Below are 23,438 nucleotides of genomic sequence, written 5' to 3'. Positions count from 1 at the left end.
TTAACATGTTAATAGTTATTTCGATGATATCAATGTAAATACCTACTAACTCAGGTATTTACATGAAATATGAGATTAACATATAACCAAGAGTGTATTAACAAAACATTGACTATAAATCTACAATTTATTTAGATTGTTAATGTTTTGTTAACTAAAAACATATAAATATCAATGTTATATTAATGATAGTATGTATATTTTGCGCTAGAAATATGGCTTATAGTTGCCATGAGATTAACATAGTATATTTCTTATTATTAATGATAAGGAAATATAAGTGTTTTGTAAACAAATTATGAGGATATAATGACCGTGTTCTGTGGAAAATGAGAAAAGTAGATTATTAAATTCCAATTTCAATGTATAAAAAGATAGAAAAAGGCAACACTACTAATATGATGATACTAGTAGCTTAATAATACTAGTAAGTTATTGATCCTTTAAATAGAGTTAATGTTTACCTAGCCCTGTTATTCTTATAGAAGTGATATGAATCTTTGTATTACTAGTATGTTCTTCTCTGTTATTTTTAATATTGGTTTCATTGTTTATTTTATATAAACCTGCAAGAGTATTTTGTCATGATATAGAATTTAGTTGGTTTAATGAATCTAATTTAACACGAGTAATCTTATATAAAACGTACAAAATATTATGCTTATGTACAGATACGTGCTCATATGTAATTGAGTATGGATATTGTTTAGCTTATAGCGCGAACTTAACTGTTGTTTATAGGATGATTTAAGCAAATTAGAGGGATTGAGATTGCTATGTTAGATACTGGGGCTCTCTATTATCTCAAACACCCTTAAAAACAGACATTAACATAAAATGTGAAATTGACATGTAGTGAAGAGTGCATCAACAAGACATTACTATAAAAATAGAATATATTATCATTGTTAATGTCATATCAACTAAAACTATATGCATATCGATGATAGTGAGCTTATTTTGTATTAGTAAAACGACTTAAAGTTACTACGAGATTAACAAAACGATCTGTACAGTATTTATAAAAAGAAAAATAGAGATTTAAAAATAAAATATAATGATATTAAAACTGTGTAATAACATTAAGCTGGATACGAATCGCTACGCTGCTAATATAGTCTTCTTCCTTGGAAAAATTATGTCTTATCACAGTCAAAAACAATCGATCCAATGCGTCTAAAATCTTTCATTGATAAGTTAGAGGTGGAATTTTATAAATAGTATATTCGCGTATGGTAAGCATTTTTACGCAATTGAGTACTAAATATTATTCAGCCTGGGAATTGGATTTTACTTTTATGTATAGGACTTAGGTTCATTAGAGAGAATGACATTAACATGAAATGTGAAATTGATATGTAACAAAGATGATATTAACAAGACATTAACTATAGTGATGAAATCCTCTTTTGTTGTTAATGTTATATCAATTATGAATGTATAAATATCGATGTTTTTCGTTCTGTGGAAATTATATATAGTTGATTCTTGAGTTTTCATCATAATTTAAAGTGATTCAAAACAGTATTTGAAACGATTTCTAAGTTTTATAGTTTATTTAAACCAATAGTGTTAAGAATGAAGGGATCTACCAGAGGTTATTTGTAGAGTATTTGTGAAGGTGTTTTCTTTATTACAACTAAATAGACTTTACAAGGGGCTATTCGTTTGATAGTTTTTTCGATCAGTGCTAGTGGCATACGATATATTATGAGTTATGAATAAAAAAATCGCTCTATTAATATATTTATTAACTTTATATCGATTTTAGTTTAATACATTAAGCTACTGTTGATATAAAATTAACATTTTTATCTTTGTTTGCATTAACATGTTAATGTCAGTTGATACGTTAATGCTAATTACCTTGCTGTAATCAGTAAATTTGTTTACAAGACATTGATATTTAGTGGGTTATTTCTCACTTAATACCTTTGTGTTTTTTTGAAGCAAAGGTTTCTTGGAAAATAGATATTTTTAGCTATTAATATTTATTTTCTCCAATCGTATGTATAAATATAATCGATCAGTTGAAAAATTCTGTGTATTAGAGATTGAACGAAAAATGTAACTTGTTTACATAATGATTATTATGGTTTATTTTCAATGGATAAACTTAGTACTTGAACCTATAATTTACATACTTAAGGTGGATGTAATTGAGAGAGGAAGACGCATCGCGCAAGACTTTATAGAGCCAGTAGAAACAGCATACTTTGTAGAAGTGAACAAGTTATCGGATAGTGAGGTCGGAGTAGAAGGGTTTGGTAGTACGGGAACAAAATAGTTTCAAATTTGAATTTTATTAAAAAGGGGAAATCAGAAATGGCAGATGCAACAGTATATCGTTATACAGTTCCATCAGTAGATGGAGAAGGCTGCGGAGTATTTCTAATCGATTCATCAGGCATATTTACAGCAATTACAGACTTCGGGAACTTCGCTTATTGGTTTTCATTAAGAGAAAAAGAAAGTATTGGGGAGTTCTTACTTAGCAGAAGACCTGATCAGATTCTTTGCAAAATCGCAAATGCAGCTGTATGATTCTCAAACGAAACGTTTGTGAGATTTCAAGAAAAGCTGAAGACCGAATTTAAGGCAGTAGTTTTGTAACAAAAGCGATAAGCAAATGCAGTCTTCGGAAGAGAAGAATCCATCTCTATTAGATAAAGATTTAAGCCGGAAATATGAAGCGTACAGACGGTCACAATATGAAGAAACACCAGATGATATTGATAGTATTGTCACTCGTGTAAAGGAAGAAGAACGGTATTATACAACAAAATATGTCTCAATTGATAATGAACTGGTAAGCCAGGAGCATGTAACCAAATTAGAAAATCAGGTAGATGAGAAATTGGGGAAAGAAGGAATAACAGTTAATCAATCTACGATTTCAAGTGACTTATCTATGGATAAGAAATATCAGCTGTTAAACGAGAAGCAAAACCATAAAGAAAAGGATAAGGAGCCGGAACCTGTAGCAGTAGGTAATGTAGTGCAGCAAAAGCCCACAAAAAAACCAAGTAAGAAAAAAGAAGCAATGGAAATGGAACGATAAGCAATTATATAGGATAACAATCAATCATTTTTTGTTACTCAATTGAGGATGTCGATTTGAAATAAAGTCACGATGTTTCTAAAAAAGATACGATGTTTATAATAAAGTCGCGACGTTTTAAAGAATGTAGCGATGTTCTAAAGTTTGTTTAGATCCTGTTTTACAGGATCTTTTTTATTTAACTAAAGGGGCAGTTTAGTAGCAAAAGGATTTTACAATAATTACATCGAATTTATTAGGTAAAGTATAGGGCATTATTGTAATTTATTTTAAGGAGAGAAAATAATTGAACCTAGGTAATCCAATATCTATTATTAATATTCTTGTCTTAGGTTTTTAGTAAAAAAACAGATAAAAAAAGAATAAATATAAAGTATGAATAGGGATGTAGTAAAAATGACAATGATAAAATTTAATTCTTATCATCAAAAAGAAGAAATTAAGAGGAATTTAGAACTTATTAACTTAGAACATGAAAAAATTAGAGAATATGTAAATTTTGATATATTTTCTTTTGAACAATTAGATGAATTTCAAGTAGGATATAGCATTGACACCGATGGAAACTCCCTTGTAACCGATGAGGAAGATACTTGGGATGCAAATTGGATTGTTATTGCATATGAAACTATGTGTGGAGATCCAATTATTATTGATTTAAATGAGGATGGATACCCTATATCTTCATTAATGCACGGAATGGACAGTTGGGATGTTGGCGGTTTCCTTGCAGATTCTATGGACTCATTTATCAATTTTATAAAAGATATAGGTAATTTTCTTACTGAGAAACAAGTGTTAGAAGGAAAAAGAATTATACAAAATAGAGAATTAAAAACATTGCTAAATAAGTTTTTGGAAAAAAATAAATTTGCTGATTTTGAAATATGGCACTCTTTATTGAGTCCATTATTTGATATTGCAGAAGAATACGAGCAAACATTGGAGGCAAAAGTAAAAAAGATGAAGAAAGAAGGAAAAAAAATAACGGAAATTGCTCACCTGCTTAATATAAAACCTAAAGAAGTGTATGAGTATATTAAGAAAGTTTAATAGAAACTATTCACTTTTTAGAGAACAATCGGGCGCGATTATGGAGCAATACAGGCAGAAAATGATCAAACTTTTTTATAAAGCCGAAACAAAAATCTGCTGAAGAAGAATCCATTTTGATCAATCTTGATATGCTCCCCATTAGGTAGACAGATAAAAAATAAAAATCTGTTTATCTAAGAGGAGTATTTTTTATGGCTCGAATGAAATATTCTAAAGCTGAAAAGCTGGCGATTTTAGCTCTTTATAAAGATGGTCATCATTCCATAGCCGACATTACTGCTAAATTTTTGGTTGATCCTGGGACCATTAGAGATTGGAAGAGAAGGTATGAAGTGAATGGTGAAGACGGCCTAGAAGAAGCTCTTTCTTGGAAGTGTTATTCAAAAGAGCTAAAGTTAGCAGCCGTCAATGATTATCTATCAGGACACTACTCGTTAAGCAAGGTTATCCAAAAATACAATGTATCCAGTACTGCGGTTTTGAGAAAATGGATTAAAAAGTATAATAGTCATAGAGAATTAAATGATACCGGTAAAGGAATGACAAACTCTATGACAAGTAGAAGAAAAACAACGTTAGAAGAACGAATTCAAATTGTAAATTACTGTATACAACATCAAAAAAACTATCAGCTCACAGCCGAAAACTATGAAGTTTCTTATCAACAGGTATATCAATGGGTCAAGAAGTTTGAAGCACATGGTGAAGAAGCACTACAAGATAAACGCGGTCGAAAGAAAGAGGAATATGAATTAACAGATGAAGAAAAGTTTAAGATGGAAATGAAACGTTTAGAGCGAGAAAATGAACGATTACGTGCAGAAAATGCTTTTTTAAAAAAGTTAGAGGAACTCGAAAGGAGGCGTCGTTAACAAGCGTTCGTCTACACAATAAATATAGAGCGATTCAAGATTTACATGCGACTGAAAACCTGCCAGTAATCCTTTTATGTGAAATTGCCGGTGTATCTCGTGCTGCTTATTATAAATGGCTACAGCGTATGCCAACAGCTGGAGAATTAGAGAATGAAGCAATTCTTCAGGATATTCAAGCTATTTATGCACGAGTAGGAGGCATTTATGGGTATCGAAGAATGAAATTAAATATTAATAGGATATATCATAAAAAGTTTAATCACAAACGTATTTATCGCTTAATGCACATCGCTAGATTACAGTCCGTGATTCGTCGGAAAAGAAAGCGCTATGTTCCTTCACCTGCACAATACGTCGCTGAAAATCGACTAAATCGCGAATTTACTGCAAGCAAGCCCAATGAAAAATGGGTAACAGATGTCACGGAGTTCAAATTAGGAAACGGAAGGAAAACGTATTTAAGCGCCATTTTAGATCTTTACGATGGCTCCATTATTAGTTATGTATTGGGACATTCAAACAATAATAAATTGGTATTTCGAACGTTGGATCAAGCTATCACTATATTAAAAGAGAATGAACATCCATTGATTCATAGTGATCGAGGGTATCAATATACGTCACATGGGTTTAAGAGAAAAATAGAAAAAGCAAAAATGATTCATAGCATGTCACGTGTAGGAAAATGTATAGATAATGGACCAATGGAATCGTTTTGGGGAACGTTGAAGTGTGAAAAATATTACTTACATAAGTATGAAACATTTGAAGCGTTACAACAAGCAATAGATGATTATATCCAGTTTTACAATAACGAACGTTACCAAGAAAGATTAAACGGCTTAAGCCCATTGGAATACAGGGTTCAAGCCGCTTAAAGTATTTTTTATTATTTCCACTGTCTACTTGACAGGGAGCTGTTCATCTTTTTTCAAAATGGATTCTTTTTATTTATCGTAAAACTTGGAATTGCGAGGTATTTTTGATTAAACTTTATTTCAAAGCTACAGAGGAAGCGAAAAGTGCTTTTTTTATGGGGGAAATTGTGAAAGAGGACAATGTATGATGTCCTCTTTCTTGTTTTTAGAGAGAAAGGGGCGAACGAAAATGGGGAATATTGTAGAGATTGTAGACATTGATTATAAAGGTGTTTGGGCTGAAAGAGATGAGGCAAAGGAACTTATTTTTATTTCTTTATCTAAAAACGAAATCCAATCTATACGTGAAATGTTGTCAGAGCAAAAACAATTGTATGTGTTTTTACAAAAGGATTTAGAATGGAAGGTCATCTCATGAATGCATGGCTATTTGCAGGCTGTATGTTACTTGTAGCAGTGAGTTTGAATATTTTTTTGTTATTCATTCAAGGGATTATTAAAAAGATAAGAAGCAAGAAATATAAGAGTCAAAATGAAATTGTAGATTAATAGGGGGTTCCACTGATGGGGGATTCTTATTTGGTAAATAACAATGAACTGAATACGGTGAAAAAAGAGGACTATGAAACGGAATAGTCCTCTTTTTTATTTCATTTTATAGAGTAAAGGGGGATTCCGTAATGGCACATGTCAGTACGGAGGATTCGATGAAGGCAAGAAATGTAGACTTGATTTCGTATCTGGAAGCTAAGGGAGAAAGGTTTAAGAAAGAAGGGAATTATTATCGTCATACGGAACATGACAGTCTCATTATTAAAGGGAATCAATATGCTTGGAATAGTCGAGGAGAAAAGGGATACGGAGCGATTAGCTTTGCGATGATGTACTATGAAATGACATTTCCACAAGCTGTGATGGACATCGACAAGGGGGATTATAAAGAGTTTGATCGTTCAAAAGCGGAAGAAGAAAGAAAAAAAGGACAGCAGCCTTTTATTTATCCCAAAAACCTAGAAGTAAAGAAGCAAACGGAGATAAAAGAGTACTTAATTGCTGAACGGAAAATAGATCCTCGTTTGGTAAACTGGCTGATTAAAAAGGATCTTATCGCCCAGGATAAAAGAAATAATGTCGTGTTCAAATGGAGAGAAGAAGGCGGTAAAGGAAAGATAATTGGAATGAACCGTCAAGGCACTATCAAAATGGAGAATAAACGAGGGAGTTTCAAACAAATCGTCCCGAATTACGAAAGGATTCATGCAGGTTTTACAGTCGATGTAGGCAAGCCGAATAAGATCTATTTTTATGAAGATCCAATCGACATGTTATCACATTGGAGTATCAAGCAAAATCAAATACAAAATGCTCGTTTGGTATCTATACATGGATTAAAACCAAAAACCGTCATTCAGTCATTAATTGATGCAAAAAAGAAGGACATGATATAAAAGAGGTCATCATGGCAGTTGATAATGACAAAGGTGGGAAAGAGTTTATTCAGACTATGAAATGTTTAGTGGATCTAAAAGAAGAAATCCCGACACATGAAAAAGATTGGAACGATGTACGTAAGAAACAGGTAGCCAAGCAAGAGAAGCAAATAAAAGAAACAGCTCAACCAAAACAACCAAAGAAACTAAACCCAATAAAAGAGGTGGAGCGAAGTGTCTAATCTACCAACCATGCCCAACATACTACAAATTTTGATTTGTGGTTTTATTATAAAGTGACAAAAAAGTTGTTTAATTTACAAAAAAGTCGTTTAAAAAATAATAAAGTTGGTTAATAAAATGTGAGTCATTCCATTCAACAATCGGGCCATTTTGTGGAATAACACTTAATAAGAAAATTAGATATTTCTGTTAAAGCATATAGAGAATATTGTGAAGAAACGTACTTAAGCTAACTGGCAGGTTAGCTGTACAAGTTATAAATTTAATGCTTTAAAGTTATAGAGCATTTCTTTGAATGAGGAATGCTTTTTATTTTTGCTTAAAACAAAAACCTACAATAAAAATGTTATCCAAATTAATAAAAATTTATTGTAAAACGATAAAATATATATTAAAATCAAAATCAGAATAAATAAGTGAGGTGCTTTTTATGGAAAAAGTAACAACGTTGTTTTTAAAAATAGCTGTTATTCTTTTAGGAGTCCCAGTTCTTGCTCTGTGTATTTTTTTGGTGCCTGAGATGGCGAATCTTGCAGCAAAATTGCTTCCAGAGTTTGCTTTTATAAAATATCTCGTTTTCATCGCTTTTGATGCATCGGCGATACCTTTTTACTTTGCTTTGTATCAGGCTTTCAAACTCTTACGCTATATTGACAAAAATAAAGCTTTCTCCGATTTATCTGTAAAAGCTTTAAAGAAAATCAAATACTGTGCCATCACAATCAGTATTTTGCATGTGCTAGTTTGGCCTCTCTTCTATATCTTTGCGGAAGTAGACGACGCACCAGGAGTTATCTTTGTCGGATTGGTTGTTCCTTTTGCTTCGATGGTTATCGCAGTCTTTGCGGCTGTTCTCCAAAAACTTTTACAAGAAGCAATTAATATCAAATCAGAAAATGATTTAACGGTCTGAGGTGAATAACAATGGCAATTATAATCAATATTGATGTGATGTTAGCAAAAAGGAAAATGAGCGTAACAGAACTTTCGGAGAAGGTTGGAATAACAATGGCGAACCTTTCTATATTGAAAAATGGAAAGGCAAAAGCGATTCGATTATCCACTTTAGAGGCAATTTGTAAGGCTTTAGAATGTCAGCCTGGAGATATTTTAGAATACAAAAGTGACGAAGACAGTTAAATTAATCAATGAAACTTAATATAAAAATTATCAGGGGAGGTATAACTATGGATATTAACAATTTGATTATTGAAAATATTGCTAACCCTCATGAGCTGGAGAGAATGTATAGAAAGGACCCGAAAACTTTTAAAAAGTCATTCTCACACGCATGGGAACAAAATCCTGATTCTCAGGTTCTTGACGTTTGGTATGAAAGATTGCATTTCAAGGAGACGGCAAATACAGAAAAATCTTCCTTGCTTCAAAAAGGTTTCTTATTCATGGGCATTTTAGCCATTCTGGCCGGGATAAGCACCAGGATCATTTTCCATTTTGTCGAACAGGAAGCAATTGCTCCAATTAACCTGGCTTTTGGTATAATTCCCTTTATTGCTGCCTATTTTGTTTACAATAATACTCCGAAAAAAAGTGTTATTTATTCCCTTGCAGCGTTGTTCCTAATTTCCGGGTTTTATCTTAATATGCTGCCATTAAATTATAAAGACAGTATTATCCTTGCTTATTTACACCTTCCCATATTCTTATGGGTATTGGTAGGGCTTGCATTTACAGGAAATGAATATTCAAAAGGCAGTACAAGATTAGCCTTTATTAAATTTAATTTGGAATATTGTATTCTCTACGCCAGCATGGCAGTTAGCGGAATGGTACTAGCAGCATTAACCATGCAGTTATTTAGCTTTGTTGGCTTGGATATAGAAGACTTCTATTTTAGTAATGTCGTTTTATTTGGTGCTGCCGCTCTCGCTATTGTGGCTGCATACCTGGTATCAATGAATCTTAAACTTGCTAAGAATATTACACCATATATAGCTAAAATTTTTAGTCCTCTTGTCCTGGTCACATTGTTGGTCTATCTTATAACGGTTATATGGGTCGGAAAAAATCCATTCTTGGACCGCAATTTCCTGATAGTCTTCAACGGAATACTCCTTGGTGTATTGGCCGTTACCATATTTTCCATTACCGAGAGCGACTCAGACGAGAAAAAGAACATTTCAGATTATATAAATTTTTCCTTAATTGTTCTTGCGCTTATCATTGACAGTGTGGCTTTGTCAGCCATCGTGTTCAGACTTTCTTCTTATGGGATTACGCCTAATAGACTTGCTATTTTAGGAGTAAACATACTTATCTGGGCAAATCTAATTTGGATTATGCTCTCCTATATGCGTTTTCTACAAAACAAATCCGGACCTTCAACTATCCAAGATGCCGTTACTAAGTATTTGCCGGTCTACGGACTTTGGGCAGCTTTCGTTACATTTACTTTTCCTATAATTTTTAATTAGAAAGGCTCTGTTAATGTAACGAAAAGCTAATCTTCTATAACGTATAAAATCCTTAGAGCCGATATTATGCAGCTTTTTATACAGAGTTGCATAGTTTTGGCTTATTTTTATTACTAAAGTTAAAAAGAGGGTATTCAAACTAGAAGACATAATATATTGTTGCAACTGGATTCTTTAAAATATGTCCAGTTTCATGTGCCCAACGAAAAAGGACTTCATGAAACGTATTTGATAAGCTAAACTTGCAGGTTTTAAGTTTGAGTTTGATTTAGATTAAATGTGAAAAGATGTACTTACACTAAAGGGGGCTTTTCTTCAATAAGATTTGAATAATGATCTTTAATAATCGGGCGCGATTGTTGAATAAAACTTAGATTTTCAAACGACTTTATTGTTATATTTTTTAGTGTAGTGAAGTATCTTACATCAAAAATTAAACAACTATATTTTTAACCCCGTCCTAAATTTAGAACGGGGTTATGCTTGTTTGAGCTTTTAAAATTAGATAACTTTATTGTCATTTTACATTTATCCTTTATGTCTTATTTCATATTTGTAAATTTGTGTATCGAAAGATCCAGGAGCGAAGAATACTGAAGCGAATGGCAAAGTCAGGTATTCGCTATATAGATAGAATGGACGGTCATCAGTTTGAAGTGTACTTAAAAGCTCTCTTTCGAGAACTTGGATATCGTCCGGAAGTCACAAAACAATCAAATGATTATGGAGCGGATCTTGTATTGAAAGGGAAAAATCGCATTGTCATTCAAGCGAAGCGATATGGAATGAAAAATCGAGTTGGTATTCGTGCTGTACAGGAGATATATGCAGCCAAAGCATATTATCAAGCAAATGAGGCATGGGTTGTCACGAACAGCGTATATACAAAACAAGCGAAAGAATTAGCGGAAGCATGTCATGTAAAACTAATAGATCGTGTAGAGCTTCAAAAAATGATTAATAAAGTTAATCCAGAGCATTCGGCTGAAGATGTGTATCACGGTGTAGATCCTGTAGCCCGGAAATGTCCGGTATGTAAACATCAATTAGTCGTGAGAAATTCAAGTAAAACCGAAAATAAGTTTTTTGGATGTTCACAATATCCGACATGTACACATACAGAACCATTAAATAATTGAGCTGTGATGAAAATCCAGCTCTTTTGTTATTTTCAGGAATTTGTTTTCAAAAAATCATGCTTTCATCAAAAAATGACTTCTCAGATTTGGTTGTAACAAATGTTCAATTAGAAGTGAATGTCATAAGAACCAAACAGCACAAAAAATGTTACAAGCAAAAATAAGTGGTTTTAAGAGAATGTAGGATATTATTAAGGTTTTTTCAGCAACTATCTGAAAATTGCATAAAATAACCTTGTAAGGTTAATGATTTTGTTATAGAATAACCTTATAGGGTTATTTGATAAGAATAAGGAGTGAAAATATTGGAGAATACAGTAAAAGAAATCATTGAAGATTTACAGTATCTGTTCAGGAATGGAGAAATTGGCATGGAAGTAAGTAATCCGGCTTACTATGAGATGTTTTGCAAGGTATTAGATGCAACAGAAATGTACTATGATTTACACATTCATGAATATGACGAGGCTTCTCTAGTTGTTAAATTGGTGTAAAATATGAATGTTTTAAGGGGTTAATTTACTTGGAATTTGAAAAGGAAATAGGGAGGAAAAAGAAATGAAAATTGGTGCATCTGAATGGCTTTCACTTAGCAATGATATTAAGTTGAAGTTGATCCGTCTGGCTGTCATAGATAGTAAATATAAACAAACAAAATAAAAACCCTTCATTTGCTTAGCAGCAAACAAAGGGTTTAGTTAATGAGTGACTGACGTAGAAGGAAATCTAGTCCATTTCCTTCTTTATATATTGTAACATAAAAGGAAAAGCACAAACAAAGGAGAATTCTCATGAAAGAAATTGATAAATACATGACACCAACTGAAGCATCTTTTTATTGGAGGATTCCTCGTGAAACATTGAAGAATAAATATAGCCCTTCTATTATGAATGATAAGCAATTGAAGGAACTAGATCGTATGTTAGAAGAAGGTTTAGTGAAGTACTTTTTGCATCCAGAAGGAAAGCGTAAGGAGTGGATCATAAGCCGCAAAGCAATGTATGAATGGTTTGGAGAACCAAGGGATAAGTAGAAAGGATGATAAAAATGAAAGAGGAAACATTTTCTTTGTGAGGAGGTTTCAAGAGTACACTTAGTTTGATTATTTGGTTTTGGATCGTTATGTTTTTGATATTTGGTGAAAGCTTGCTACAATAGAATCAAGTCGAATGAGAAATACCCTTAGGCAGCCCTCATAGATTTATGGTCTACGGGGGCTATTAAATTTGAAATCTAAAAAATTTCACGTACCATATTTATTAATAATAAAAGGTGTACCGCCACATGCCCATCAACTTAAGAAAACAAATCCACCCCAAAACGAAAAAATGAGCTTTTTTATTACAAGTTAGGACAAAATCTCGTTCTGGGGGAGGTGTATTTTCTTAGCTTGATGGCGATGGGGCGGTACCCCTAGATTGATACTATCAGTATGTCCAAGCTTCTTAGATTTTTTGCACTAGAGCCATAAAAACTATGACAAAGTTTATCCATTTTTCCTTTTTGCCTACTTGCTAAATTCAGCAAGTAAAATATTTTTAAAAGGATCGGTACTATCAGCTTTAAGGTTGTTCAAATTGACGGCCAATGTATGCTTGCCTCCAAGTATGCCTCCAGCAAAAGTACTAAATCCTGGAATGCCACCTGAGTGTCCCCATATTGAGACACCGTTTGGAAGCTTAGTTTCATAGATTCCAAGACCATATCCATCGATTCCTTCTCTTCCTGTAGGAACTGTAGTAAGCATTTGTTTTAGTTGCTGTTCTTTCAGTAATTTGCCACCGAGCAAGGAAGAGAAGAATTTGTTTAAGTCGTCAGCAGTAGAAATCATATCTCCAGCCGAGCTACCTATACTTGGGTTATAATAAGTAACGTCTTTTAGCTCACTTGCTCCGTCTGGTTGTAAATATCCACGGGCATGCTTGGTGCCTGGAATAACGCTTGAATTGCCAGGTAGGAATGTATTCGACAATTCAAGCGGTTCAATAATCCGATTTTCAATCTCTTCCGCATAGCTGTTTCCGGTTACTTTTTCAATAAGGATACCAAGTAATACGTATCCTGTGTTTGAATAAGACCAGCCCTTTCCTGGGGCAAAGTCTGGGGGCAGTGAAAGTCCAATCTTCACTAGTTCTTCAGCAGTAAATGATTTTTTTGTATTCTTAAAAAAATCAGCTTCTTTTGACCTTAAGTATTCGGCGATACCACTTGTATGGTTCAATATCTGCCGGATAGTAATCTGTTTAGCATCATATCCGTTTCCTTGAATGACACCAGGCAACCATTTTTCGATGGAGTCGTCTAGATTCAGGCGGTTCTCTCCAGCTAATTGAAGTACAACCGTTGCGGTGAACGTCTTTGTCACGCTGGCAATGCGAAAACGAAAATCTGTTTTCATTGGTTTCTTGGTGCTCAGATCCGCTACCCCAGCGGCATAACCCCACGTTTTTCCACCCTCAGAAGTTTTAGCAAGTATTCCAGGGTATCCAAGTTGTAGTGTATCCCGCATTGCTTGCTTAACAGAAGTACGATCTCGTTGGGTACTTGTTTGTAACGAACTAGATACATTTTGAGTGGGCTCTGCTTTTACAATTGAGGTTGGTGTTGTATATAACAGAGAACTTCCAGTCATTAAAAGGACTAAACCTGTAGATGTAATCTGACAATGCTTTTTCATAAAGATATTCCTCTCCTCTATTCATATTTTATCGGTAGTTATTTGCTGTTTTATACTAGTCATACAGCTTTCATCTTAACTAAAGACAAATGGACAAGAGTTGATTTGCAATTATCTTACTTAGTATTATTTTCACAAATGCTATTGTGTCCTAACAAACGGTAAATTTCTCTTTTTCCACTTGTATGTTAATCCTAGTAATTACTTCTTTTCCTTGAATCACTCTTGTTACTGGTTTGTTTTTCATAAATAGGTCCTACTTGTTTCCCTTTTCACGCCTCTTTATATTTTTATCATAGACAATGAAAATCTCCCCTCCTCATTTATTGTTAATGCGTTAAAAACTGCTCCTTGATTCTAAGGGTTTTTCTGTCACATACGGTAGTGTCAAAATGTCATGACTTTTATGACATAACTATCAATACAGCCTCATCCACTCAATTTTTGTTGTTCTTTATAAATATGACAGAAGTTCACTATCTACTATGACTTGCCTCTTGCTACACTCTGTTCATACGCTAACGGGCGCTAACTCGTTTCGCTAACAAAAAATCCCAATCAATTAAAGGAGCGTACAAAAATGAAACAAGCAATTAATATAAGTCCTCCAGATCAACTGGTAATTGAAAGGTTTTTAAAATTGTAAAGGGGGGCGATTATTTATTCGCCTTCCACAAATTAAACAACTTTAAAGAGCCTTAACACACACTAGATTGTAGCAAGGCTCTTATATTTTCATAATAAAATTAAACAACTATATTATCGATTTACATTATCTTTGCACAAAAAAACGTTATTCTTTCTAAATAAGATTATTAGAAAGGATGACGTTTTTTATGAATCTTTCGATTCAAGATGAGCTAAAATTATTTGCTGAAGAATTACATCAACATCTTACCCCTTCATTTTTAGAAAAACTTGCTAGAGAACTAGCTTTTGTACAACGAAAGCGTAAGTTTTCAGGTCGTGATTTAGCTACTATCTGTGTCTGGATAAGTCAACGGGTAGCGAGTGATTCTTTAGTACGACTGTGTAGTCAACTTCATGCTGTTACAGGAACTCTTATGAGTCCAGAAGGACTCAATAAGCGTTTCAATAAAAAAGCCGTTTGCCTTTTAAAACATATTTTCTCTGCATTATTAAAAAATAAAATTTGTGAAACATCTGTGATTCCAAACCCTTCAATAGCTTATTTTCAACGGATTCGTATTTTAGATGCAACAATTTTCCAAGTGCCAAAACATTTAGCTAGTGTATATCCTGGATCAGGTGGTTGTGCGCAAACAGCGGGTATAAAAATTCAGTTAGAATATGATTTACATAGTGGACAGTTTTTAAATTTTCAAATTGAGCCAGGAAAAAATAATGATAAAACTTTTGGAACAGAATGTTTAGCGACATTACGTCCTGGAGACTTATGTATTCGTGATTTAGGCTATTATTCACTGGATGATTTAGATCAAATGGACCAACGTGGTGTGTATTATATATCGCGGCTCAAATTAAACAATATGGTGTATGTCAAAAATGAATTTCCTGAATACTTTCGAAATGGGACAATAAAAAAACAGTCTCAGTACATTAAAGTTGATTTAGAACACATTATGAATACCTTAAAGCCAGGACAGGGCTATGAAATAAAAGAAGCTTATATTGGAAAGGATAAGAAACTATTCACCCGGGTAATTATATATCGATTAACTGAAAAGCAACTTCGTGAGCGTATGAAAAAACAAGTGTATACAGAAAGTAAAAAAGGTATTACGTATTCAGAAAAAAGCAAACGATTAGCTAGCATGAACATATATGTTACCAATACACCTTGGGAGATTGTTCCGATGGAACAAATACATGATTTTTACTCTCTCCGCTGGCAAATCGAAATTATCTTTAAAACTTGGAAATCCCTATTTCAAATTCATCATTGGCAAAATATCAAACAAGAACGATTAGAATGCCATGTTTATGGAAAACTTATTGCCATTTTCCTATGTTCTTCTACTATGTTTAAGATGCGCCAATTAATTTTACAAAAGAAACAAAAGGAATTAAGCGAATATAAAGCAATCGGAATGATTCAAGATCATTTACAAATTTTGTATCAAGCCACACAACAAAACACCCAAGAAATAACAAAGATTCTTATCCGTCTGTTTCACCTCTTACAGAAGAATGGACGGAAATCTCACCGATATGAAAAGAAGACTGTCTTTGATATCTTGGGTGTTGTCTATGAGTATAATAGAGTGAACAAGCAAAAGAAAGCTGCATAATTTTTGAAATTTGGCCGATTGAGGTTTATTTGGCATGTTCATTTTTTAGGCTACAAAATATTTTAAGAGTTTTTCCGTTTATATGAACGGGGTTCATTTTGCATGCATCCTTAAGTTGATGGGCATGGGGTCACCATATCAAAAAAAGAAAATTGTACGTTTAGACACAAAATTGACATATTTTGATTAGTTCCCTGTACGTTAAGGAATTAGTTTGTATATTTGAGGGGATGTACGAGACAGGTGTAATTTTAGGGGAATCCAATATTTTCTATTCAAATATGATAGAATGGAAATATATCCAAAACGGGGGGAAAACAAATGAACTCAAACACAAAACAGTTTATTTATGATATCCAGCAAAGAAAGAATAATTATATAGAAGATGTATTAACAGCAATACAACACCCTAAAAAAGAGCAATCTGAACAGGTCATTCAAAATATAGTAGAGAAGATGGATATGATGATCAGTTTAGTTACTACATACATGGCTATTGAATCAGAATCTATGAAAGAATTAAAAGAGCTTCAGAAAGAAATTATTCATGCTCAAGCATATATTCAAAAACGAAAATTTGAAGAAACACAGAGATAAAACCCTGTGTTTTTATTTGGTCGTCTGACGCCAATCTGTTATAAATTAAATTAGATGTAATTTGATCATTGTTTTGGCATAATCCATACAATTTGTTGAATGCGTACAATATATGGTACCGTATCTTCAATAAGCAAATGATCTGGTTTCACATCCTTTAACTTTCCTCTTACATTACCTCTTACAGTTTCAATAACCACATGTTTACCAATTGCTGATTGTAATGTCTGATATACGTAGGGATTAGGTACACTTACCATATTTTGTTCACTCAAGTCATTTCCCTCCAAATAACTCATTCTATAGGACTCCTTTCTAACTCACATTCTTTCTCATAATATATGATATAAATCTTATAAATATGCTAGAAGGATAATTCATTATATGAACGTAAATAACATTTTAATAAGGTACGTTTTCTATTCCTAAATTACTAAAAAATTATTTATATAAGATTCTTTTTTACTAGTTAATAGGTAATGATATAGGGATACTTTGAATGTACATTCAGGTTGTTCTTTTCAAGATATTTATCATTTTATATACGCCCTTTATTAGAATACTGCTTATACTTTTTTTGAGATTCTTTAGTAATACATGCGTTAAGTAAAATTAGCTAACAACAAAAACACTCCATATTTTCCCCCTGTAGCTCCTATGATAATCACACTACTACAAACAAGTACAATTAATAGGAGAAACGAAACTAAATAAATACGGTCATAGTTCTTTGACATCTTCTCGTATTTTATACGTTCTTTCCTTGCATCCATCTAAATTCCTCCTTTAAATTATCCATTTCACTATAAAATAAATCTCGCCCTTAAAAAGAAAACAATATATCGTTTCAAATAATTAGTTTGTTTTTTTAGCAACTAATTTATATAACATAAAAAGAAATACTACCAATATTAAGCTTTCCACCATGATAATCCCGACCCTCTCCTTTCTTTTAATCCCATCACATCAGATGAAATTTATGTATATCCTATTATTATCAACAGCAAACAAAAAGGATCATCCCTTTTCGTAAAGGATCATCCTTTTCTTCGTTTATTCAACAATTTTTAGGTATTCCTGATTAATTAAAATAACAGCCGGTCCATCTACAAGAATTCCACCAACTTCAATTTTTTCATAAGACTCAACCTTAATAGAAGTAATCCCTTTCCGCTTCTTTAACTCGTTACTTAATTCTTGCGTTGGCATGTGTTTCATATCGTCACTCCTTCTTATTGTTTCATTTAATCTTATTATGTTAAATGAATTATAAAAATGGTTTCTAGTTCTAGAAATTCCATCATTTTTTATCGTTGACCATATATTTAGATGTTAGCAACTCGCGTATCTCTTTTATGAAAAGAAGATAAACAATTACTATTCACTGTCTCAGTAAATGTAAAAAAATTCTTAAAGATAGAGATGAGATTGATTGTTTTTTCTTCTAGGAATAATGACTTAGATATATATACCTAAAACAATGAAAGCCCTACCTCTCTTTCATCCTTACGGCTCCTTGTCCGTGCCAGTGTGAATCAGGATTGCAAAAATCAAGTGACTATTTGATCGAGTTATTTGATGAAACTTCGAACGTTCGTAAAAGAAATTTAAAAATAAAAATGGATTAGATTGAAGTAATAACAAAAGAGGTTCCTACTCTAAAAGTGAATTGAAGAAATTGAATGTCTTTGAAATGATTTACTTTTAATAATAATCATATTCCCGAAAAATTCAGGATATTTTCGGGGGATGTAATACATTATCTATAATGAACCTTAACAGAAACTTTTTATTTGATTTTCAGTGATCCCTTTAATTAATCCTAGTTCACTAATCAAAAATTCATGTGCGTTATCCAACATTTTTTTTTCGCTTGCATTAAGTGCTTTTTCTTTCTTCATACGCATTAAATCACGTACAACTTCAGCACCTTCTTGTATTTCACCCGTTTTTATTTTGTCCGCGTTCACTTTATACCTTTGTTTCCACGGCAGTAATCTATCTGATTCTCCATGCTGAAAAATGTGTATAATGTGTTTTAATGCAAGTATATCAGTAACTGGGCGTATACTCGAACTCAATATTTTACCCGTAGGAATCATGACTTGCATATTACTGATTGACATTTTTATGACATAATACTGTTGTTTTTTCCCTGAGAATTCTCTTTCTTCTATGGCTTCAATTATACCTGCTCCGTGCATTGGATAAACAATGTTATCGCCAATTTGAAACATATAATCCACCTCCATATATGGTAACCTTCTTAACCTTAACATATATGTTATTTTTTATCAAATATTTAATAATATCATAAATTTATTTTTAGCGTCAATTACTTTTTTCTTTTAAAATCAAATTAAGTAATAACAGCCACAAAATAATAGGGAGCGTGTCAGATTTCCAATAAAAGGAAGGGTCATTTCCTCGCGTATATTCTGAAACCTCTACTAATTAACGTAGATCAGTTTTCCCTTAAAAACGACCAAATCGATCCCGTATTTTTTTCAATCTTGTGTGGTACTCCAAAATCTCAATTCTTGCTTTTTCAGCTAGAGGTGCAATTGGTCGTAAGTCTTTTAACCCCCAATAATCAACTACTACATCAAGTACTTGATCAAAATATTGCAGCGGCCCATAGTTAGCTTCTTTTGCAATTACAGCCATTCTATTTTCAAAATCAGGCATGACAGCACCTGGCATTTTAAAATTCCTAATCACATTGGCAATATGATAGCAATAATTAGGTTCCAATTCCAAATGTGTTCGAATGACGTCTCGATAAAACGCATAATGAAGAGTTTCATCTTTTGCAAGACGGCGTAATAATGTAGCAAGATCTGGATCGTGCTTACTTGCAACCTTAGCTACATTATTGTAGAACACCATCGTTGCAAGTTCTTGTAGCGTCGTATATGTCATTGTTTCAATTGGTGTGTGAAAATCGGGCTCAAATCCACCCTCAACGACTGACTTTCTTAATTCATGTAATCGTTTAGGATTTACACTTCGAGTGAGTAGTAAATATGTCTCCAATAAATTCGAATGTTGATCTTCTTCTGAAGTCCAAGTATGAATAAAGTCTGTAATAACAGAAAGGGACCCTTTAAAAGTCACAGATAAATACGTTGTAAACCACGGTAAATTCACTTCTGTTAATAAAGCTGTTTCAATGGCCGTAATTACACCAGAAGGAAGAGTAACTTGACTTTCATCCCAAGGAACTCTTTTAAAGTCCATTCCCTTATCCCATGGTAAAAACTCATGATAACCCCAGTCTATCTTCTGCGCTCTTATTTTATGTTGTTCATACAGTTCTTTTAAACGTGGTTCTAATCGGAAATCTAAATCATTTGTTAGCATATATAAGTGCCCCCTTTTCTTATCATAGATAGTCATTCTATTTTTACATGCATTTTTATCCTTAAAAATTTTCTGCAAATAAATATTACTTTCCTTTTTTTAGTCAAACACAACAAATTTTTAATAAACCTCTTTAAGAACGCTTTATTTCTATATGATTTTTTTCATATCAAAAGGGAAACCGTTACATATATTGTCCTTTTTTATAAAAAGGGTTCTGAGCAATACGATATGTTGCTTAGCCTAAATAAAAAAACTATCCTCAGCAATTAGAGGATAACATTTATGGATGAAGATACTCGTCATGTTGTAAATTTTGGTGCTTATAGAAAGGTGCATACCTATAAAGAATCGTTTTATAATAAAGATTGATAAACAATTAATCTTTTATGCGTTCGCGCTACTTTCTAATTTTGTTATTGGTAGCAAAAACTTAAAAGATTAATGGTATTTTATACAGACTAACAACTTATTTAGATGTAAGATCCAAGATGTTAGATTAAGCGCTTGAAAAATATATACAGTGGATGAGATAGCCGTAAACGACAATCCCCAACAAGATTACTGTACATTGGCTATGATGAGTTAGACCGTATTTTTGGAAACAGTATACAGCTCAAAGGGAAGAGTCGATAAACATGCAGTCAACGGAAGCGCATATGAAGGAAAAACAACGTAGAGAAAAAATAGAAATAATATTTAGTCACAGGGTAAAAGGAGAGAGTTATTTTCACGTTTCCTCCTATCAATGGAAAAACATTGTATACCAAAATTATAATAGGATACAACAAAAAGAGTTAAAAATTGAACAACTCATTTCCAAAATAGAAAAAGAAGGGGTTCTCTTTGCGCAGCACCGTTCACTCATACACTATCCCGTCATTGATTTTGTCAAATATATAGCTAAGGTTTATAAGGAAACCCTCGAAATACAATAACCATGATTATATTTTTAAAATAAATAATCATATTCAAAGGAAACCTTTATACAAAATTTATTTTTGAAACTTTCTTAACAAACAGCTCAAAAACTCATTTAAATATTCTTTTTATTCATAATAGTATTCGATTTTGTTATAATAATATCCATAACGTATTCTAGTTGTTTGTATATCTTCATATTTTGTAAATTTTATTACACAAAAAGACAACTCTTAATTAGAGTTGTCTTTTATTTTTTCTCGAATAATACTGTTCTGGTGCAAAAACTCCAAGATTTTTACAGCCAGGGGGAAAGTAGGATTTTTCATAGGAAAGATGCTACTTTGTTTCCTCATATTCCTTCATTATTTTATAAAACGTATTTTTCTTTAGCTCTAAAATTTCCATAAACATAAGAGCTGTTATTTCTCCACTTTTCCATTTAGAATAAGTTTCTTCTATTATATGCATTTGTTGTTTGCTTAGGGTTGAAAGGTTCACCTGAGGACGTCCTAAATGTTTCCCTTGAGATTTAGCTACAGCAATCCCTTCCGCTTGTCGCTGATGGATTTTTTTACGCTCTTGATCTGCAACATAGGAAAGCAAAGATAAAAATTGATCTTCCATCAACCGACCCATGTCACCCATTTCACGAAACTTACGGCTATTGAATAAAGTTTCATTTTCTAACACAACAATATCAGCTTGTAATTCTCTTGTTATGTATTTCCACTCTGAAATTACTTCATCATAATTGCGTCCCATACGATCTAAAGCATCTATGTAAACAATATCACCTGTACTTAATATTTTTCGTAATAATTGATATTGAGGACGATCAAAATGTCGTCCACTTGCTTTATCGACAAAAATACGTCGAGCTTCCACTCCTCGTTCCATCATCTTATGTAATTGACGTTGTTCATTTTGATCTTTTGTACTTACACGTATATATCCATAAATATTTGCCACGTTTGAGATGCTCCTTACATTTGTTACCACAATTATATCACTTTTGTTTATAAAGGTGTTCATTAAAAATAAACGTTTATAAAACAATTACAACCACCTTTATAAACTTGACGTTTCAATGTTTCCTAGATGTTCTTCACCTGTTTGTAAAGGTATACCTTTACAAACACTTAAAGAATCCTTACAAGGTAAGGATTCCAAATCAACGAGATAGGAACAATAAAATTGGTGTTCACAAAGCATAAGGAGGAATACAATCATGATTGATCGAGATATGATGAAATGGGTACCGTTTTCCGCAATAAAGGAACAATTTGAGGGATTGAATGAATTATATGAAAAACAAAATCATGTTCCAATACCAATTGTAGATGAACAGCAATTAGAATCGTTGAATCTTATTGTTTGTGAAGCGATTGCCGAAAATAGACAAGTAAATATTTTATATCATAAACAACATAAATTACATTCGGTAATTGGTTATATTCATTTTTATGATATGACTCGAAATGAATTAAGGATAATGAATCAGTATGATAAGGTAGTATATATAAGAGTTAACAATGTAACAGATATTCATTATACATAGGGATCTAATATTTCAAAGGATGGGGAGAAAAAAGATGCAAACTAAAAAAGAGCTTATCTACCATTTTAGGGATCTTGAGCAATTCGATGATATTTGTTTAAAGAAAAAAGGATTTGGTTTTCCAGAATTAGAAGAAGCAATGTTTAATTATGTTTTTAGTATGCCAGAAAATACCCTAGAATTTAAAGAATGTTGGATATCTCGCGAATATGTAGATGGCAAGGAATTGAGAACAGTTCAAGTTACTTTTGAGGATAGTAATATAAATAAAGCGGTTCGTTTATGGGGATCTAGAAGAAAAGAAGATGGTAAAGTGCTTGCAATGACAATGGACTTTTTGGATATAGAAACAAAAGAGCTTGAGTATGAAATGGATATATTAAATAAGGTTCTGGTGCAAAAATAAATTATAAAAAAGTAGGACCTGAATTTCCTACTAAATTACAGATTATGATGCGATACCAAACAATTTATCAATGAAATTTTTTTGATTTTGGGCAGACTTTACCCCTTGATGAAGTTGCTTCTTTCTTATCATATGCATCGCTTCTATGCCACTCAGTATGTAAGTGGCTGTACGAAATGATTTGAATCCTAACATCGAACGTACTCGCTTTTTAATAAATCGATGATCTTGTTCCACGATGTTATTGAGATATTTCACTTGCCTTATTTGGATGTCTACAGGCATCTTTTTTTCATTCTTCAACTCTTCAATTGCTTTAGGATAGGCTGGATTCTTATCGATGGTTATCACACGAGGCTGTGAAACATGAAAAGACTGCAAAGCTTTCTTGAAGAAACGCTTTGCAGCCTTGTGATTTCTTGTTTTGCTTAGGTAGAAATCAATGGTGTTTCCTTCTGAATCAACTGCACGATATAAATACATCCACTTTCCTTTGACCTTAATATACGTCTCGTCTACTCG

General features: G+C 32.7%; 23 protein-coding genes and 4 pseudogenes. 19 read left to right on the top strand and 8 right to left on the bottom strand.

The genetic code is table 11. The features are described 5' to 3' along the window. Positions 1–2,143 precede the first annotated feature (2,143 nt). The 14 genes and pseudogenes from J4P91_RS24765 to J4P91_RS24705 all read left to right on the top strand — a co-directional run. A pseudogene (locus J4P91_RS24765) lies at positions 2,144–2,287 on the top strand (dUTP diphosphatase); the annotation flags it as partial. A 38-nt stretch (positions 2,288–2,325) separates the two neighbouring features. Continuing rightward, positions 2,326–2,544, top strand: coding sequence for a hypothetical protein (locus J4P91_RS24760; RefSeq protein ID WP_243763998.1), 219 nt, complete (start codon positions 2,326–2,328; stop codon positions 2,542–2,544). A gap of 76 nt (positions 2,545–2,620) precedes the next feature. Continuing rightward, positions 2,621–3,061: pseudogene (locus J4P91_RS24755) on the top strand (LPD25 domain-containing protein); the annotation flags it as partial. A 396-nt stretch (positions 3,062–3,457) separates the two neighbouring features. Then, entirely contained in the window at positions 3,458–4,114 is a 657-nt protein-coding gene (locus J4P91_RS24750; protein ID WP_207996192.1) for an SMI1/KNR4 family protein, read from the top strand. A 194-nt stretch (positions 4,115–4,308) separates the two neighbouring features. Next, positions 4,309–5,870 (top strand): IS3 family transposase gene (locus J4P91_RS24745; RefSeq protein ID WP_207996191.1). Its coding sequence is split into 2 segments (ribosomal slippage): positions 4,309–4,942 and positions 4,942–5,870, totalling 1,563 coding nucleotides; the frame shifts between segments, so codons are not numbered across the junction. Between the two features lie 229 nt (positions 5,871–6,099). Then, positions 6,100–6,288 (top strand): hypothetical protein, encoded by a 189-nt coding sequence (locus J4P91_RS24740; protein WP_207996190.1) that lies wholly within the window; start codon positions 6,100–6,102, stop codon positions 6,286–6,288. Beyond that, positions 6,285–6,419: a hypothetical protein gene (locus tag J4P91_RS29470; protein WP_279538701.1), complete on the top strand. Its 135-nt coding sequence runs from the start codon at positions 6,285–6,287 to the stop codon at positions 6,417–6,419. The genes J4P91_RS24740 and J4P91_RS29470 overlap by 4 nt, the downstream gene beginning before the upstream one ends. Positions 6,420–6,550: 131 nt before the next feature. Then, positions 6,551–7,542 (top strand): annotated as a pseudogene (locus tag J4P91_RS24735) (DUF3991 domain-containing protein). Positions 7,543–7,973: 431 nt separating this feature from the next. Beyond that, positions 7,974–8,456 carry a DUF2975 domain-containing protein gene (locus tag J4P91_RS24730; protein ID WP_018392447.1) on the top strand — a complete coding sequence of 161 codons (483 nt, stop codon included), beginning with the start codon at positions 7,974–7,976 and terminating at the stop codon, positions 8,454–8,456. Positions 8,457–8,467: 11 nt separating this feature from the next. Further along, positions 8,468–8,683: a helix-turn-helix domain-containing protein gene (locus J4P91_RS24725; RefSeq protein WP_017153334.1), complete on the top strand. Its 216-nt coding sequence runs from the start codon at positions 8,468–8,470 to the stop codon at positions 8,681–8,683. Positions 8,684–8,730: 47 nt separating this feature from the next. Continuing rightward, positions 8,731–9,978: a DUF4153 domain-containing protein gene (locus tag J4P91_RS24720; protein WP_207996189.1), complete on the top strand. Its 1,248-nt coding sequence runs from the start codon at positions 8,731–8,733 to the stop codon at positions 9,976–9,978. 530 nt (positions 9,979–10,508) lie between these two features. Continuing rightward, positions 10,509–11,117, top strand: coding sequence for a restriction endonuclease (locus J4P91_RS24715; RefSeq protein ID WP_207996211.1), 609 nt, complete (start codon positions 10,509–10,511; stop codon positions 11,115–11,117). 305 nt (positions 11,118–11,422) lie between these two features. Beyond that, a complete protein-coding gene (locus tag J4P91_RS24710; RefSeq protein WP_207996188.1) occupies positions 11,423–11,611 on the top strand; it encodes a hypothetical protein in 189 nt (62 codons plus the stop codon). Between the two features lie 297 nt (positions 11,612–11,908). Further along, a complete protein-coding gene (locus J4P91_RS24705; protein ID WP_207996187.1) occupies positions 11,909–12,151 on the top strand; it encodes a helix-turn-helix domain-containing protein in 243 nt (80 codons plus the stop codon). 474 nt (positions 12,152–12,625) lie between these two features. Here the strand turns inward: J4P91_RS24705 and J4P91_RS24700 are convergent, their stop codons facing one another. After that, complete coding sequence (locus J4P91_RS24700; protein WP_207996186.1) at positions 12,626–13,795, bottom strand: serine hydrolase domain-containing protein; 1,170 nt, start codon at positions 13,793–13,795, stop codon at positions 12,626–12,628. Positions 13,796–14,631: 836 nt separating this feature from the next. Between J4P91_RS24700 and J4P91_RS24695 the strand changes: the two genes are divergently transcribed. Both J4P91_RS24695 and J4P91_RS24690 read left to right on the top strand, forming a co-directional pair. Beyond that, complete coding sequence (locus J4P91_RS24695) at positions 14,632–16,068, top strand: IS4 family transposase (protein ID WP_207996185.1); 1,437 nt, start codon at positions 14,632–14,634, stop codon at positions 16,066–16,068. 321 nt (positions 16,069–16,389) lie between these two features. Then, complete coding sequence (locus J4P91_RS24690) at positions 16,390–16,665, top strand: hypothetical protein (protein WP_207996184.1); 276 nt, start codon at positions 16,390–16,392, stop codon at positions 16,663–16,665. Positions 16,666–16,730: 65 nt separating this feature from the next. Here J4P91_RS24690 and J4P91_RS24685 read toward each other — a convergent pair whose 3' ends face one another. From J4P91_RS24685 to J4P91_RS24665, 5 genes and pseudogenes are all read right to left on the bottom strand, one after another. Then, positions 16,731–16,964 (bottom strand): YuzF family protein, encoded by a 234-nt coding sequence (locus J4P91_RS24685; RefSeq protein WP_002114671.1) that lies wholly within the window; start codon positions 16,962–16,964, stop codon positions 16,731–16,733. 239 nt (positions 16,965–17,203) lie between these two features. Further along, positions 17,204–17,438 (bottom strand): annotated as a pseudogene (locus tag J4P91_RS24680) (hypothetical protein). A 280-nt stretch (positions 17,439–17,718) separates the two neighbouring features. Continuing rightward, on the bottom strand, positions 17,719–17,883 hold the full coding sequence (locus J4P91_RS24675) for a BC1881 family protein (protein WP_207996183.1): 165 nt from the start codon (positions 17,881–17,883) through the stop codon (positions 17,719–17,721). Positions 17,884–18,440: 557 nt separating this feature from the next. Continuing rightward, the gene (locus J4P91_RS24670; RefSeq protein WP_207996182.1) at positions 18,441–18,902 is read right to left on the bottom strand and encodes a CarD family transcriptional regulator; all 462 of its coding nucleotides are present in this window, start codon (positions 18,900–18,902) and stop codon (positions 18,441–18,443) included. Between the two features lie 238 nt (positions 18,903–19,140). Continuing rightward, positions 19,141–20,028, bottom strand: coding sequence for an acyl-ACP desaturase (locus J4P91_RS24665; RefSeq protein ID WP_207996181.1), 888 nt, complete (start codon positions 20,026–20,028; stop codon positions 19,141–19,143). 638 nt (positions 20,029–20,666) lie between these two features. On the opposite strand from J4P91_RS24665, the gene J4P91_RS24660 reads away from it, so the two are divergent. After that, positions 20,667–20,966: a hypothetical protein gene (locus tag J4P91_RS24660; protein WP_207996180.1), complete on the top strand. Its 300-nt coding sequence runs from the start codon at positions 20,667–20,669 to the stop codon at positions 20,964–20,966. A gap of 322 nt (positions 20,967–21,288) precedes the next feature. On the opposite strand, the gene J4P91_RS24655 is transcribed toward J4P91_RS24660, so the two are convergent. Continuing rightward, complete coding sequence (locus tag J4P91_RS24655; RefSeq protein ID WP_207996210.1) at positions 21,289–21,951, bottom strand: recombinase family protein; 663 nt, start codon at positions 21,949–21,951, stop codon at positions 21,289–21,291. A 229-nt stretch (positions 21,952–22,180) separates the two neighbouring features. On the opposite strand from J4P91_RS24655, the gene J4P91_RS24650 reads away from it, so the two are divergent. After that, positions 22,181–22,510 (top strand): YolD-like family protein, encoded by a 330-nt coding sequence (locus tag J4P91_RS24650; RefSeq protein ID WP_207996179.1) that lies wholly within the window; start codon positions 22,181–22,183, stop codon positions 22,508–22,510. A 34-nt stretch (positions 22,511–22,544) separates the two neighbouring features. Next, positions 22,545–22,916, top strand: coding sequence for a hypothetical protein (locus tag J4P91_RS24645; RefSeq protein WP_207996178.1), 372 nt, complete (start codon positions 22,545–22,547; stop codon positions 22,914–22,916). 42 nt (positions 22,917–22,958) lie between these two features. On the opposite strand, the gene J4P91_RS24640 is transcribed toward J4P91_RS24645, so the two are convergent. Continuing rightward, the coding region (locus J4P91_RS24640) for an IS6 family transposase (protein ID WP_207996177.1) at positions 22,959–23,438 on the bottom strand (480 nt) is incomplete at its 5' end.

The sequence above is a fragment of the Bacillus sp. XF8 genome (assembly GCF_017498755.1).
Taxonomy (GTDB): domain Bacteria; phylum Bacillota; class Bacilli; order Bacillales; family Bacillaceae_G; genus Bacillus_A; species Bacillus_A bingmayongensis.
The sequence above is the reverse complement of the archived record's forward strand: the minus strand, read 5'-3'. Positions and strand labels throughout refer to the sequence as shown.